This window comes from Pseudomonas sp. BF-B-30 (assembly GCF_019956305.1).
Classification (GTDB): Bacteria; Pseudomonadota; Gammaproteobacteria; order Pseudomonadales; family Pseudomonadaceae; genus Aquipseudomonas; species Aquipseudomonas jessenii.
Genome location: NZ_JAHBDG010000008.1, coordinates 97,567 through 111,532, shown reverse-complemented (window position 1 = coordinate 111,532; position 13,966 = coordinate 97,567). Strand labels below are relative to the sequence as shown.

General features: G+C 60.6%; 13 protein-coding genes. 3 read left to right on the top strand and 10 right to left on the bottom strand.

Annotated elements, in window-relative coordinates; all coding sequences use genetic code 11:
* Nucleotides 1-21 precede the first annotated feature (21 nt).
* The 7 genes from KGB29_RS05365 to gcl form a co-directional block, all read right to left on the bottom strand.
* Nucleotides 22-846, bottom strand: coding sequence for an ion transporter (locus tag KGB29_RS05365; RefSeq protein ID WP_150813446.1), 825 nt, complete (start codon nucleotides 844-846; stop codon nucleotides 22-24).
* 21 nt (nucleotides 847-867) lie between these two features.
* Nucleotides 868-1,782: an urea transporter gene (locus tag KGB29_RS05360; protein WP_090457776.1), complete on the bottom strand. Its 915-nt coding sequence runs from the start codon at nucleotides 1,780-1,782 to the stop codon at nucleotides 868-870.
* A gap of 150 nt (nucleotides 1,783-1,932) precedes the next feature.
* Nucleotides 1,933-3,348 carry a pyruvate kinase gene (pyk, locus tag KGB29_RS05355; RefSeq protein ID WP_090453871.1) on the bottom strand — a complete coding sequence of 472 codons (1,416 nt, stop codon included), beginning with the start codon at nucleotides 3,346-3,348 and terminating at the stop codon, nucleotides 1,933-1,935.
* Nucleotides 3,338-4,618, bottom strand: a complete 1,281-nt coding sequence (locus KGB29_RS05350; protein ID WP_150813447.1) for a glycerate kinase — start codon at nucleotides 4,616-4,618, stop codon at nucleotides 3,338-3,340. The genes pyk and KGB29_RS05350 overlap by 11 nt, the downstream gene beginning before the upstream one ends.
* Nucleotides 4,619-4,776: 158 nt before the next feature.
* A complete protein-coding gene (locus KGB29_RS05345; RefSeq protein WP_057715850.1) occupies nucleotides 4,777-5,670 on the bottom strand; it encodes a 2-hydroxy-3-oxopropionate reductase in 894 nt (297 codons plus the stop codon).
* Between the two features lie 136 nt (nucleotides 5,671-5,806).
* Nucleotides 5,807-6,589: a hydroxypyruvate isomerase gene (gene hyi / locus KGB29_RS05340; protein ID WP_090453874.1), complete on the bottom strand. Its 783-nt coding sequence runs from the start codon at nucleotides 6,587-6,589 to the stop codon at nucleotides 5,807-5,809.
* A gap of 48 nt (nucleotides 6,590-6,637) precedes the next feature.
* The gene (gene gcl / locus KGB29_RS05335; protein ID WP_057715848.1) at nucleotides 6,638-8,413 is read right to left on the bottom strand and encodes a glyoxylate carboligase; all 1,776 of its coding nucleotides are present in this window, start codon (nucleotides 8,411-8,413) and stop codon (nucleotides 6,638-6,640) included.
* A 268-nt stretch (nucleotides 8,414-8,681) separates the two neighbouring features.
* Between gcl and KGB29_RS05330 the strand changes: the two genes are divergently transcribed.
* On the top strand, nucleotides 8,682-9,122 hold the full coding sequence (locus KGB29_RS05330) for a GlcG/HbpS family heme-binding protein (RefSeq protein ID WP_150757696.1): 441 nt from the start codon (nucleotides 8,682-8,684) through the stop codon (nucleotides 9,120-9,122).
* 195 nt (nucleotides 9,123-9,317) lie between these two features.
* A complete protein-coding gene (locus KGB29_RS05325; protein ID WP_150814897.1) occupies nucleotides 9,318-9,776 on the top strand; it encodes an REP-associated tyrosine transposase in 459 nt (152 codons plus the stop codon).
* 128 nt (nucleotides 9,777-9,904) lie between these two features.
* On the opposite strand, the gene KGB29_RS05320 is transcribed toward KGB29_RS05325, so the two are convergent.
* Nucleotides 9,905-10,513, bottom strand: coding sequence for a TetR/AcrR family transcriptional regulator (locus tag KGB29_RS05320; protein ID WP_150814896.1), 609 nt, complete (start codon nucleotides 10,511-10,513; stop codon nucleotides 9,905-9,907).
* Between the two features lie 134 nt (nucleotides 10,514-10,647).
* On the opposite strand from KGB29_RS05320, the gene KGB29_RS05315 reads away from it, so the two are divergent.
* Nucleotides 10,648-11,562 (top strand): DUF808 domain-containing protein, encoded by a 915-nt coding sequence (locus tag KGB29_RS05315; RefSeq protein ID WP_223504143.1) that lies wholly within the window; start codon nucleotides 10,648-10,650, stop codon nucleotides 11,560-11,562.
* Between the two features lie 127 nt (nucleotides 11,563-11,689).
* Here KGB29_RS05315 and KGB29_RS05310 read toward each other — a convergent pair whose 3' ends face one another.
* Together KGB29_RS05310 and KGB29_RS05305 are read right to left on the bottom strand one after the other, a co-directional pair.
* Nucleotides 11,690-12,478: a VacJ family lipoprotein gene (locus tag KGB29_RS05310; protein ID WP_057715837.1), complete on the bottom strand. Its 789-nt coding sequence runs from the start codon at nucleotides 12,476-12,478 to the stop codon at nucleotides 11,690-11,692.
* Nucleotides 12,471-13,769, bottom strand: a complete 1,299-nt coding sequence (locus KGB29_RS05305; RefSeq protein ID WP_057715836.1) for a serine/threonine protein kinase — start codon at nucleotides 13,767-13,769, stop codon at nucleotides 12,471-12,473. Before KGB29_RS05305 ends, KGB29_RS05310 begins: the two co-directional genes overlap by 8 nt.
* Nucleotides 13,770-13,966 lie beyond the last annotated feature (197 nt).

Genomic DNA, 13,966 nt, shown 5'->3' with positions numbered 1-13,966 from the left:
AAAGATTAAAAAGCTCTTTGCTTATTCCCGTTTCCTGAACAGCGCATTACCGCAACGGGAGCAGAACGACGCCTCCGGCTCATGGCTGTCCTTGGCGCACACCGGGCAGTGGTGCTGCAACTGGCCGCCACGCATGGCCGTGGCCAGTTCGGCGGTGAAGATCCCGGTGGGCACGGCGATGATCGAGTAACCGGTGATCATCACCATCGACGAGATGACCTGACCCAGTGCGGTCTTGGGCACGATGTCGCCGTAACCGACGGTGGTCAACGTCACGATAGCCCAGTAAATGCCCTTGGGAATGCTGGTGAAGCCATGTTGCGGGCCTTCGACCACATACATCAGGGTGCCGAACACCGTCACCAGGGTGCAGACGCTGAGCAGGAAAACAAGGATCTTTTGCTTGCTGCCGCGCAGGGCATCGAGCAGGTAATGAGCTTGCTTGAGGTACGGGCCGAGCTTGAGCACGCGGAAGATCCGCAGCATCCGGATCACCCGGATGATCAGCAGGTACTGGGCATCGCTGTAGTACAGCGCGAGGATGCCGGGCACGATGGCCAGCAGGTCCACCAGCCCATAGAAACTGAAGGCGTAGCGCAGGGGCTTGGGCGAGCAGTACAGGCGCAGGATGTACTCGCCGAGGAAGATCGCCGTGAAGCCCCACTCGATGTACGCCAGCAGGTTGGCGTAGTGCTGGTGAACGTCATCGATGCTGTCCAGAATCACGACTACCAGGCTGGCGAAGATGATCAGCAGCAGGGTGGAGTCAAAGCGTCGACCGGCGACGGTGTCGGTCTGGAAAATGATCACGTACAGGCGATTACGCCACGTGTCGTTGCTGATCATGCACATCGCCTTGGCCGCAAATCAGCGCAGCCTAGGTTGATTCTCCCCGGGAGCGCAAGGCGCGCTTTCGACTGTGGCTTTGCCGAGCATTTGAATAACACTGCGAATCAGCCAGCCGGCAAGAATGAACGGCGCGGTCAGGGTGGGCAGACCGATGGCGGCAAACAGCGGCGTCAGCAGCAGCGCCAGGCCGATGCCAACCAGCGGCAGCCACGGTTGGCGACGCTGCGAGCTGAAGGCGAGGGCGGCCAGCACGGCGTTATAGCCACCGAGGCCGAGCAGTGCGGTATAGAAATCGTGGTTCAGCAGGCTCCAGCCCATGCCCGCGACTGAGGCCAGCAACGCCCAGCAGAATGCGCGGCGATCAGCGATCAGCAAACCGGCGGCAATCATCGCACCGGCCAGCGGATGACCGAGGAACATCACCTGGCCGAGACCTTTGAGTGGCGCGGCGAGCATGTTCAGGGTGCTGACTTCGATCAAATGCGGCTCTGTCGAGGGCGTGGCGAAGCACAGCAGCAACCAGCCCAGCCCAACGAAGGGCGCGGTGTAGGCCGGCAGGTATTGGCTGAACCGGACGCGCTTGAGCCACTGTTGGGTGACCATCGCGCTCAGGCCACCGGCGGCCAGAATCAGTGGCGGCATCATCGCCGACCAGGGGAAATACAGGCTCAGCAACAGTCCGAGCAGCACGCCGTTGTAGCTGAACAACCCGGCCTGACGATCAGCCTTGGCATAGTTTCGGCGTTGCGCGGTGAGCAGCCCGGCGACACCACCGAGCAAGGCGCCGCCGAGCAAGGCGGGCGCAGTGAACAGGATGGCCAGGACGCACAGCAGACCGCACAGCGGATTGCGCTGGAGAAAGATCTGGCTGAAGCCGTTGAGCAAGGCTTCGGCCCAGTCGGGGCAGTGGGTGTTGAAGTGATTGGCAGGCATGATGAAATCTGTGGTGTTTCCAGTGAATCGTGTCGCCTGCTTCGCGAGCAAGCCCGCTCCCACACTGAATCTTTGTTCAGTCATTGATTCTGTGGTGCACATAGATCAACTGTGGGAGCGGGCTTGCTCGCGAAGAGGCCAGTTCAGGCGCTAGATCAACGTCTCAATGCGCAAAGAGTTAGTCGATCCCGGCTGCCCAAAGGGCACACCGGCGGTGATCAATAACGTGTCGCCACGCTGCGCCATGCCTTGGGCCTGGGCAATTTCCAGTGCCGTCGAGCAGACTTCATCGACCTGACGCAGGCGGTCGTTGACCACCGAGTGCACACCCCACGCCACGCTCAGGCGACGGGCGGTCTGCAGGTTCGGTGTCAGGTTGAGGATTGGCACCGTCGGCCGCTCCCGCGCCGCACGCAGGCTCGACGCACCGGACTCGCTGTAGTTGACCAGCACCGCCACCGGCAGCACGTTGCTGATACGGCGAATGGCGCAGCTGATCGCATCGGAAACAGTCGCCTCGGCTTTCGGCCGGCTGACGTCCAGTTGAGTCTGATAGTCCGGACCGTTTTCCACCTGGCGGATGATCTTGCTCATCATCTGCACGGCTTCGAGCGGGTATTCGCCGGATGCGGTTTCCGCCGACAGCATCACCGCGTCCGCACCTTCGGCCACGGCGTTGGCCACATCGGTGACTTCGGCGCGGGTTGGCGCGGGTGAGAAGCGCATCGACTCCAGCATCTGAGTGGCGACCACCACCGGTTTGCCGAGCTGGCGGCAGGTGCTGATGATGTTCTTCTGGATCTGCGGCACGCTTTCGGCCGGCACTTCCACACCCAGGTCACCCCGGGCGACCATGATCGCGTCGCTCAATTCGGCGATCTCGCGCAGTTGCTCGACGGCCGAGGGCTTCTCGATCTTGGCCATCAGGAACGCCTTGTCGCCGATCAGGGTACGGGCTTCGCGGATGTCATCGGGACGTTGCACGAACGACAGCGCCACCCAGTCCACACCCAACTCCAGACCGAAGGCCAAGTCGCGACGATCCTTGGCGGTCAGCGGGCTCAGGTCGAGCACCGCTTGTGGCACGTTCACGCCTTTGCGGTCCGACAGTTCGCCGCCATTGAGCACGGTGGTGTCGATGGCGTCGGCGTACTTGGTCACCACCCGCAGACGCAACTTGCCATCGTCCAGCAGCAGGTCCATGCCCGGCTCCAGCGCGGCGATGATTTCCGGGTGGGGCAGGTTGACCCGGCGCTCATCGCCCGGCGTGGCATCGAGGTCCAGGCGCAAGGCCTGGCCGCGAACCAGTTGCACCTTGCCTTCGGCGAACTTGCCGACCCGCAGTTTCGGGCCTTGCAGGTCCATCAGGATGCCCAATGGATAATTGAGCTGACGCTCGACTTCACGAATCCACTGGAAACGCTGGGCATGGTCAGCATGATCGCCATGGCTGAAGTTCAGGCGGAAGATGTTGACCCCGGCCAGCACCAGTTCACGGATGGCATCGATGCCATCGATGGCCGGGCCGAGCGTGGCGAGGATTTTGACCTTTTTATCAGGCGTCATGTTTAGTGCTCTCAAGGATCAGAATGGCGCGGAAGTCGTTGACGTTGGTACGGGTCGGCTCGGTGACGATCAGGGCGTCCAGCGCCTCGAAGTAGCCGTAACCGTTGTTGTTATCCAACTCGTCGCTGGCGCTCAGGCCCTTTGCCGTGGCGCGGGCGTAGCTGTCCGGGGTCATGATCGCGCCGGCGTTGTCTTCGGAACCGTCGATGCCGTCGGTGTCACCGGCCAGTGCGTAGACGCCGGGCAGGCCCTTGAGGCTGTCGGTCAGGCTGAGCAGGAACTCGGCATTGCGCCCGCCACGGCCATTGCCGCGCACGGTGACGGTGGTTTCACCGCCCGAGAGAATCACGCAGGGCGCCGCCAGCGGCTGACCGTGCAGGACGATCTGCCGTGCGATGCCGGCGTGGACTTTCGCCACCTCGCGGGATTCGCCTTCAAGGTCGCCGAGGATCAGCGGACTGAACCCGGCCTGACGGCATTTCACCGCCGCCGCTTCAAGGGATTGCTGCGGGCGGGCGATCAACTGGAAATGACTGCGTGCCAGGCTCGGGTCGCCGGGTTTGACGGTTTCCGATTCGGGGCTTTGCAGCCAGGCGCGCACCGAAGCCGGAACCTCGATGGCGTAGCGTTTCAGGATCGCCAGCGCTTCGGCCGACGTGCTCGGGTCTGCCACGGTAGGGCCAGAGGCGATGACCGTGGCGAGGTCGCCCGGCACATCGGAAATAGCATAGGTATAAACCGTGGCAGGCCAGCAGGCTTTGCCCAGACGCCCACCCTTGATCGCCGAGAGGTGCTTGCGCACGCAGTTCATCTCGCCGATGGTGGCGCCGGACTTGAGCAGGGCTTTGTTGATCGACTGCTTGTCGGCCAGGGTGATGCCTTCGGCCGGCAGTGCCAGCAGGGCAGAGCCACCGCCGGAGAGCAGGAAGATCACGCGGTCGGATTCGTTCAGGTCGCTGACCAGTTCCAGCACACGCTTGGCCACCGCCAGACCAGCAGCGTCCGGTACCGGATGTGCGGCTTCGACCACTTCGATTTTTTCGCAAGGTGCGCCGTGACCGTAGCGGGTCACCACCAGACCGGACACTTCACCCTGCCAGCAGCGCTCGACCACCTGGGCCATGGCAGCTGCGGCTTTGCCGGCGCCAATGACGATCACGCGGCCGCTGCGGTCGGCAGGCAAATGGGCTTCGAGGACTTGTTGCGGATGCGCCGCATCGATGGCTGTGGCAAACAGCTCGCGCAGCAATTGTTGCGGATCGACCGACATGGCGGGCTCCCGGAATTCTTGTTATTGGGGTTGTCGCGGACCTTGTGGGAGCGGGCTTGCTCGCGAAAGCGGTGGTTCAGTCAGTATCCATGTCGACTGACACTCCCTCTTCGCGAGCAAGCCCGCTCCCACAGGTTTGATGCAGGGTGGGACAGGGCTTACTTCTTGTCGCGAATCGAGAAGTTAGCCATGTGTTCCAGGCCCTTGATCAGCGCCGAGTGGTCCCAGTTGCTGCCACCGATGGCCGCGCAGGTGCTGAACACTTGCTGGGTGTTGGCGGTGTTCGGCAGGTTGATGTTCAGCTCCTTGGCGCCTTGCAGGGCCAGGTTCAGGTCCTTCTGGTGCAGGCTGATGCGGAAGCCTGGATCGAAGGTGCCCTTGATCATGCGCTCGCCGTGCACTTCGAGGATCTTCGAGGACGCGAAACCGCCCATCAGTGCTTCACGCACCTTGGCTGGATCGGCACCGTTTTTCGAAGCGAACAGCAGGGCTTCGGCCACGGCCTGGATGTTCAGGGCCACGATGATCTGGTTGGCCACCTTGGCGGTTTGACCGTCGCCGTTGCCACCGACCAGGGTGATGTTCTTGCCCATGGCCTGAAACAGTGGCAGGGCGCGCTCGAAGGCGTCGGCATCGCCGCCGACCATGATGCTCAGGGTCGCAGCCTTGGCGCCGACTTCACCGCCGGAGACCGGGGCGTCGAGGTATTGCGCGCCTTTTTCGTTGATCTTTGCTGCGAAAGCCTTGGTGGCGGTCGGCGAGATCGAGCTCATGTCGATCACCACTTTGCCTTTGCCAACCCCGGCGGCAACGCCATCGGCGCGGAACAGTACGTCATCGACCTGTGGGGTATCCGGCACCATGACGATGATGAATTCAGCTTCCTGGGCGACTTCCTTCGGGTTTGCCAGGGCAACGGCGCCAGCGGCGACCAGGTCGGCAGGCGCAGGGTCGTGGTGGGCCGACAGGAACAGGCTGTGACCGGCTTTCTGCAGGTTCAACGCCATTGGGTGGCCCATGATGCCGGTGCCGATAAATCCGATTTTAGCCATGAGAAAATCCTCTTGTTTTTGTCTTTTGTAGGAGCGAGCTTGCTCGCGAAAAAACTCAACGAAAATGCGTACTGCTTGAGTAATCGCGGCGCCTGATCGTTCTTCGCGAGCAGGCTCGCTCCTACAGGGATATGTGTTAAATCGCGTTATGGGTTTTCAACCAGCCCAGGCCCGCTTCAGTGGTGGTCAGCGGCTTGTATTCGCAACCGACCCAGCCCTGGTAACCGATGCGGTCCAGGTGTTCGAACAGGAAGCGGTAGTTGATTTCACCGGTGCCTGGTTCGTTGCGCCCCGGGTTGTCCGCGAGCTGCACGTGGTTGATCTCGCCCAGGTGCGATTGCAGGGTGCGGGCCAGATCGCCTTCCATGATTTGCATGTGATAGATGTCGTATTGCAGGAACAGGTTGGCGCTGCCGACCTGCTCGCGAATCGACAGGGCTTGCGCCGTGTTGTTCAGGTAGAAACCTGGAATGTCACGGGTGTTGATCGCTTCCATCACCAGTTTGATGCCCGCCGCTTGCAGCTTGTCGGCTGCGTACTTGAGGTTGGCGACGAAGGTTTTCTCCACGGTGGCATCGTCAAAGCCCTGCGGACGAATACCGGCCAGGCAGTTGACCTGGGTGTTGCCCAGCACTTGCGCGTAAGCGATGGCCAGGTCGACACCGGCACGGAACTCTTCGACCCGGTCCGGCAGGCAGGCGATACCGCGTTCGCCCTTGGCCCAGTCGCCGGCCGGCAGGTTGAACAGCACTTGGGTCAGACCGTTGGCGTCGAGCTGGGCCTTGATTTCGGCGGAGCTGAAGTCGTACGGGAACAGGTATTCGACACCACTGAAGCCGGCTTTGGCGGCCGCTTCGAAACGGGCAAGAAAGTCCTGTTCGGTGAACAGCATGGACAGGTTGGCTGCGAAACGCGGCATGGTGGTCTCCCAAATATGAGTGTGCTTCCCTGTGGGAGCGATCAACAGTTAATCGAGCAACGAAATCGCAGTCGGTGCGTCGTCGCCAACCAGCGCCAGGTCTTCGAATTCGTTGACGGCGTTGATCTCGGTACCCATGGAAATGTTGGTCACGCGCTCCAGGATGATCTCGACGATCACCGGAACCTTGAACTCTTCGATCAGCTCCTGGGCCTTGCGCAGGGCAGGCTGGATCTGAGCCGGTTCGAACACACGCAGTGCCTTGCAGCCCAAGCCTTCGGCAACTGCGACGTGGTCCACACCGTAGCCGTTGAGTTCCGGCGCGTTCAGGTTGTCGAACGACAGCTGTACGCAGTAATCCATGTCGAAACCGCGCTGCGCCTGACGGATCAGACCCAGGTACGAGTTGTTTACCACCACATGAATGTACGGCAGCTTGAACTGCGCGCCCACTGCCAATTCTTCGATCATGAACTGGAAGTCATAGTCCCCCGACAGGGCCACGACTTTACGGTTCGGATCAGCCTTGACCACGCCCAGTGCTGCCGGAATGGTCCAGCCCAGAGGGCCTGCCTGACCGCAGTTGATCCAGTGACGCGGCTTGTAGACGTGCAGGAACTGCGCGCCGGCAATCTGCGACAGACCGATGGTGCTGACGTAGCAGGTGTCTTTGCCGAACACCTGGTTCATTTCTTCGTAAACGCGTTGCGGCTTGACCGGTACGTTGTCGAAGTGAGTCTTGCGCTGCAGGCTGGCTTTACGCTGCTGGCAGTCTTGCAACCAGGCGCTGCGGTTCTTCAGCTTGCCGGCGGCTTGCCATTCGCGAGCGACTTCGATGAACACGGTCAGCGCGGCGGCAGCGTCGGAAACGATGCCCAGGTCCGGGGTGAACACGCGGCCGATCTGGGTCGGTTCGATATCAACATGAATGAACTTGCGGCCTTCGGTGTACACGTCAACGGAACCGGTATGACGGTTGGCCCAGCGGTTGCCTACGCCCAGAACCACGTCGGACTTGAGCATGGTGGCGTTGCCGTAGCGGTGCGACGTCTGCAAGCCAACCATGCCTACCATCAACGGGTGATCGTCCGGGATGGCGCCCCAGCCCATCAGGGTCGGGATCACTGGAATACCGGTCAGTTCGGCGAACTCCACCAGCAGATCGGCGGCATCGGCATTGATGATGCCGCCACCGGCCACCAGCAATGGACGCTCGGCCTGATCCAGCATGGCCAGGGCCTTTTCAACCTGGACGCGGGTAGCGCTCGGCTTGGCCAATGGCAGTGGCTGGTAGGCGTCGATGTCGAATTCGATTTCGGCCATCTGCACGTCGAACGGCAGGTCGATCAGCACCGGGCCCGGACGGCCGGAGCGCATTTCATAGAAAGCTTTCTGGAACGCGTAAGGCACCTGGCCCGGTTCCATGACGGTGGTCGACCACTTGGTGACTGGCTTGACGATGGTGGTGATATCGACAGCCTGGAAGTCTTCCTTGTGCATACGGGCGCGGGGTGCCTGGCCTGTGATGCAGAGGATTGGAATCGAGTCGGCCGAGGCGCTGTAGAGCCCGGTGACCATGTCGGTACCGGCAGGGCCGGAAGTGCCGATGCACACGCCGATGTTGCCGGCCTTGGTGCGGGTGTAGCCCTCGGCCATGTGCGAGGCGCCTTCAACGTGGCGAGCGAGTACGTGATCGATGCCGCCGACCTTTTGCAGGGCGGAGTACAACGGGTTGATGGCGGCACCCGGGATGCCAAAAGCGGTATCGACCCCTTCACGGCGCATCACCAGAACGGCGGCTTCGATTGCTCTCATTTTGCTCATGGTTTTGTGCCTCTTTACGTTTTGTAATTGTATACAAGTGGCTTTGCGCAGAGTGTATTCACGGCGGACGGCGCAGGTCAATCCATTTTCTCAAGCGCTTGTTTCATTCGTCGGAAGCCCGTTCTGCTGTGGCTTTTCGTCGCATGTGGCGCCTTTCGATGATTATTGTATACAAAAAAATAATTCATTGTGTTCTATTTGTTGCATCGGGCTGCGGCACAACGGCGCAGTCCACCGACTTTCCGAAAAACAAAATGAGGACGGCACCATGAGCGCTTTAACCTTGAAAGTCGCAGTCAACCTGGTCAACGAGGCCATCACCGCCGGGCGTGCAATCTCTGCGGCACCCTTGACCATTGCGGTACTGGATGCCGGCGGGCATCTGATCACCCTGCAGCGCGAAGACGGCGCCAGCCTGCTGCGCCCGCACGTCGCCATCGGCAAAGCCTGGGGCGCCATCGCGCTGGGCAAGGGGTCGCGCCTGCTGGCGCTGGACGCCCAGCAACGCCCGGCGTTTATCGCCGCGTTGAACAGCCTGGGGCAGGGCAGCGTCGTGCCGGCACCGGGTGGTGTGCTGGTTCGCGATCAGGACGGGAACGTCCTGGGGGCGGTGGGGATCAGCGGCGATCTGTCGGATGTCGACGAGCAGTGCGCGATCAATGCCATCGAGGCGTTGGGGTTGGTGGCGGATGCGGGGGTGGCGGCTTGATCTGCGCTGACTGAACTACCGCTTTCGCGAGCAAGCCCGCTCCCACATTGGATCTCCAGCGCCCACCAATCCCCTGTGGGAGCGGGCTTGCTCGCGAAGGCGATCTCCCAGACATATCCAGCTAAAGGTCTACCCCACTATCCTGTAGTCGCTGAACTAGCCTTTTCATGACTTCAACATGAGAGAGGGCAAGGAATGCCTGAGCTGTCAGCATCACACCGCCTACGCATCGGCCGCTATGCCGAGCAAAATCGCATCTATCTACTGACTGCCAACACACTAAAGCGAGAGCCCGTTTTCAGGGATTACACCTTGGGAAGGTTGGTTGTATATCAGTTCAGGCAAGCACAGAGTGAGGGATTTGCCGAGTCGTTGGCCTGGGTGGTCATGCCCGATCATTTTCATTGGTTGATTCAGTTGCAAAAGGGGACGCTGGCGCAATTGATGTGTCAGGCGAAATCCCTGAGCACTCGTGCAGTCAATTCGGCGCTCGGAAGAACAGGTAGCCTTTGGCAGCAAGGCTTTCATGATCATGCGCTGCGAAAAGAGGAAGATCTGGTAAAGCTGGCTCGATATGTCGTGGCTAACCCGTTGCGGGCAGGGCTGGTCGAGAAGCTTGGCGACTATCCGTTGTGGGATGCGATCTGGGTTTGATCTAAAACCGAGTTGTCGCCATTCGCGAGCAAGCCCGCTCCCACATTGGATTGTCGGCGGATACAAAGTGTGTGAACACCACGGATCCCTTGTGGGAGCGGGCCTGCTGACGAAGGCCGCGCCGCAGTCTACCGCTCGGGCTCACACCCTTTGAGTACCAACCGGATAATCGTCTGCGCCGCCGCTTCATAGTCCACTTCATCCAGCTTGGCCTTGCCGGTGATGGCGGTGATTTGCCAGTCGAAGTCGGCGTAGGTCTGGGTCGCGGCCCAGATGCTGAACATCAGGTGGTTGGGATCGATGGGGGCGATTTGCCCGCGGTCGATCCAGGTCTGGATGCACTCGATGTTGTGTTTGGCCTGGCCATTGAGCTGTTCGACCAGATCGCTGCTCAGGTGGGGGGCGCCGTGCATGATTTCGCTGGCGAACACCTTGGAGGCGAAAGGCAGGTCGCGGGAGATGCGGATTTTCGAGCGAATGTAGCCGCTGAGCACTTCACCGGGCTCGCCGTCCGGATTGAACGGTGTCGAGGCCTGCAGGATGGGCTCGATGATGCTTTCCAGAACCTCGCGGTAGAGGTTTTCCTTGGACTTGAAGTAGTAGTAGACGTTGGGCTTTGGCAATCCCGCCTTGGCTGCGATGTCGCTGGTTTTGGTCGCAGCGAAGCCTTTGTCGGCGAATTCCTCACTGGCGGCACGCAGGATCAGTTGTTTGTTGCGCTCGCGGATAGTGCTCATAAACCGGGTGATTCCTTGCCTGTTCTGGCGGTTGCGCATGGTATCACCGGCCTCGCGCGGCGCTCAAGAATGCACCGTAGGCTCTTATGTCGCGCTATGCTGCTGCGCATTCATTGCAGAAGGAAACCTGATTCATGGCAGGAAGCAGTTTGCTGGTGCTGATCGACGACATCGCGACCGTGCTGGATGACGTGTCCTTGATGACCCAAATGGCCGCCAAGAAAACGGCCGGCGTACTCGGTGACGACCTGGCGCTCAACGCTCAGCAAGTCAGTGGCGTGCGTGCCGAACGGGAAATCCCGGTGGTCTGGGCGGTCGCCAAGGGTTCGTTCATCAATAAACTGATCCTGGTGCCGTCGGCGCTGGCGATCAGTGCGTTCATTCCGTGGCTGGTCACACCGCTGTTGATGGTCGGCGGTGCCTATCTGTGCTTTGAAGGGTTTGAGAAGCTCGCCCACAAGTTCCTGCACAGCAAGGCTGAAGACGCCGCCGAGCATGCGCAGCTGGTTGAGGCGGTGGCCGATCCTGCCACCGATCTGGTGGCGTTCGAGAAGGACAAGATCAAAGGCGCGATCCGCACCGACTTCATTCTTTCGGCGGAAATCATCGCCATCACCCTCGGCACCGTGGCCGGCGCTCCATTGACCCAGCAAATCATCGTGCTTTCGGGCATTGCCATTGTCATGACGGTCGGCGTGTACGGATTGGTAGCGGGTATCGTCAAGCTCGACGACCTTGGCCTGTGGTTGACCCAAAAACCCGGGCAGATGGCGAAAAGCATCGGTGGCGGGATTCTGCGTGCGGCACCGTACATGATGAAGAGCCTGTCGGTGATCGGCACGGCGGCGATGTTTCTGGTGGGCGGCGGGATTCTCACGCACGGTGTGCCGGTGGTGCATCACTGGATCGAAAGTGTCGGTGCGGCGGCGGGTGGCGGCGGATTTATCGTGCCGGTGTTGCTCAATGGCGTGGCGGGGATTGTGGCGGGGGCGGGGGTGTTGGTTGGCGTGATGGCTGTCAGCAAGATCTGGAAGGCGCTGAAAGGCTGAAAGCAACACAAAGCAAATGTGGGAGCGGGCTTGCTCGCGAAAGCGGTGTGTCAGATAACCTATTGGGTGACTGACACGACCTCTTCGCGAGCAAGCCCGCTCCCACAGTGTTTTTCGGTTGCCGGGCTTACTCGGCAACCTGCAACTTGCGCGCTTCGGTGTACACGTAACGCACTTTCTCGTACTCGAATGGCGAGTTCATCTGACCATAGCGGAAGCCGGTCTGGTGGCGCTTGTCGATGCCGCGCAGGATCACGACTTCCGGATGGTTGGAGCTGACTTCGGCCACGTTGAGGAAGTTGATCGCATTCTCGGCCGAGTAATCCACCAGCAGGCCGCCGGTGTCACGCAGGTTCGACGGACCGAGGATCGGCAGGACGAAGTAAGCGCCGCCCGGCACGCCGTAGAAGCCTAAAGTCTGGCCGAAGTCTTCGCTCTGACGCGGCAGGCCCATGGCGGTGGCCGGGTCCCACAGGCCGGCGATGCCGATGGTGGTGTTGAGCAGCAGTCGCCCGGTGGTTTCCAGCGAGCGCTGGCCCTTGAGTTGCAGCAGGCTGTTCATCAGGTTCGGCACGTCGCCGAGGTTGTTGAAGAAGTTGCTGACACCGGTGCGCAGGAAGCTCGGGGTAACGTAGCGGTAACCATTGACCACCGGCAGGAACACCCATTGGTCGAAGCGGTAGTTGAAGTGATAGACGCGCCGGTTCCACTCTTCCAGCGGATCGTAGACGGCCAGCGCGTTGAGCGTCGAACGCTCGAACTCGCGCTGATCCAGGCCCGGGTTGAATTTGAGTTTGCTCAACGGCTCCTTGAAACCATCGCTGTCGACGACCACGGGGGCATTGGCTTTGCTGTTGTCGGCATTGGCGACGCCTGCACAGAGTAACGCTGCGAAAAGCAGGAGATATTTAGCCACGGAAAAACTCCAGCATGGCGTCGCTGTTGACGCGGTAGTTAATGTTGCCGCAGTGGCCGCCATACGGGTAAACGGTCAGGCGATCACCGAAGGTCTTGCGCAGGAAGCCCAGGTCGCCAGGACCGAGGATTACGTCATCGGCGTTGTGCATGACCGCGATTTTCGGGCTTTCGTGCAGGTAGTCCTTCAGTGCATACAGGCTCACCTGGTCAATCAGTTGCAGCAGGCTGCCGCCGTCGGTGCGGGCGCGCCACATCGGGATCACTTGTTCGGTGATGTAGCAGTCGAAGTCGCATTGCAGCGCACGCTTGAGGAATGGCGTGAGGCTGGTGCCCTCGGTGATCGGGAACTTGGGTGGGGTGATCAGGCCGCGACGGTTGACCAGGTCCGAAGTGAAGGCGATGTCGGCCGCCGAAAAGCGGAACGAGGTGCCGATCAACATGGCCATCTGCTCGTTGGTCAGGTGCTGCTTGGACTGCTGGAAGTCGTAGAGCAGGGCGTCATTGAGGTCGATGTAGCCCTTCTGCTGGAAGTAGCGGGTGAGCTTGTCCAGTACCAGTTCATAGAATGTGGTGCTGGTGTTGATGCCCTTGACCTCGGTCTGGACCAGCTTGTCGAGGTTGGTGATCGAGGTGTAGAGGTTGACCGGCGGGTTGAGCAGCAGGACTTTCTTGAAGTTGAAGCTGCGGCGGGTTTCGTCCAGGTGAGAGACGAAAGCGGCATCCAGTGCACCCAGGCTGTACCCGGTCAGGTAGTAATCGGTGACCGGCACTTTCGGATTCTGTGCCCGTACGGCCTGCATCACCCGGTACAGATCTTCGGCGTCTTCCTTGGAAACACCCGGCGTGGCGAAGCGCGATGCGGCGCTCATGAAGTCATAGCTGGTGGGCGATGACAACTGCACCACGTGGTAGCCGGCTTTGTAATAGAGCTTCTTCAGGTATTCGTTCAGGGTGCTGTCATAGCGCGCGCCGGTGCCGGCGATCAGGAACATCAGCGGTGCGGCGTGATCCTGTGTGGCAATGCGATAGTCGAGCGTCTTGACCGCCCAGAAGTTGTTCGGCAATTCGAACGCCCGTTCCGGACGCAAGGTGACACTGCGCACCGTCTGATCGATGTCTTCGTCCAGGGGTAACTCCGGACGCAGGTCCGGCGGTGTGGTCGCGATGGTCGCCTCGAACGGGTTGGTCAGGGGGTAGCCATAGCTGGCGGCGTCAATGTCGGCCGCCAGTGCGGACGCACTCAATATAAGGCCGCCGAACAGGGCAGCGAAGCGCAAGGAACGGAGCATGACTAAATCCCTTAGAGGAAGGTACCGAATGAATTTCGCAGGCTATGACCACCGGATTTGCGCCAAAGTGCCAACCCTCGGCACCAAACAGGCTTAATTTCGAAGTAATAGTAGCTGGACGATACACTTTGCAGCGATTGAAAGACCAGTTAACAGTTGTTATCGCTTGCGAAACGCTTAAGGGCGATTAAGCTGGC

What these genes read in the sequence shown, in the direction of transcription:
- KGB29_RS05365 (WP_150813446.1), bottom strand. Translation starts at nt 846, where the DNA reads ATGATCAGCAACGACACGTGGCGTAATCGCCTGTACGTGATCATTTTC.
- KGB29_RS05360 (WP_090457776.1), bottom strand. Translation starts at nt 1,782, where the DNA reads ATGCCTGCCAATCACTTCAACACCCACTGCCCCGACTGGGCCGAAGCC.
- pyk (WP_090453871.1), bottom strand. Translation starts at nt 3,348, where the DNA reads ATGACGCCTGATAAAAAGGTCAAAATCCTCGCCACGCTCGGCCCGGCC.
- KGB29_RS05350 (WP_150813447.1), bottom strand. Translation starts at nt 4,618, where the DNA reads ATGTCGGTCGATCCGCAACAATTGCTGCGCGAGCTGTTTGCCACAGCC.
- KGB29_RS05345 (WP_057715850.1), bottom strand. Translation starts at nt 5,670, where the DNA reads ATGGCTAAAATCGGATTTATCGGCACCGGCATCATGGGCCACCCAATG.
- hyi (WP_090453874.1), bottom strand. Translation starts at nt 6,589, where the DNA reads ATGCCGCGTTTCGCAGCCAACCTGTCCATGCTGTTCACCGAACAGGAC.
- gcl (WP_057715848.1), bottom strand. Translation starts at nt 8,413, where the DNA reads ATGAGCAAAATGAGAGCAATCGAAGCCGCCGTTCTGGTGATGCGCCGT.
- KGB29_RS05330 (WP_150757696.1), top strand. Translation starts at nt 8,682, where the DNA reads ATGAGCGCTTTAACCTTGAAAGTCGCAGTCAACCTGGTCAACGAGGCC.
- KGB29_RS05325 (WP_150814897.1), top strand. Translation starts at nt 9,318, where the DNA reads ATGCCTGAGCTGTCAGCATCACACCGCCTACGCATCGGCCGCTATGCC.
- KGB29_RS05320 (WP_150814896.1), bottom strand. Translation starts at nt 10,513, where the DNA reads ATGAGCACTATCCGCGAGCGCAACAAACAACTGATCCTGCGTGCCGCC.
- KGB29_RS05315 (WP_223504143.1), top strand. Translation starts at nt 10,648, where the DNA reads ATGGCAGGAAGCAGTTTGCTGGTGCTGATCGACGACATCGCGACCGTG.
- KGB29_RS05305 (WP_057715836.1), bottom strand. Translation starts at nt 13,769, where the DNA reads ATGCTCCGTTCCTTGCGCTTCGCTGCCCTGTTCGGCGGCCTTATATTG.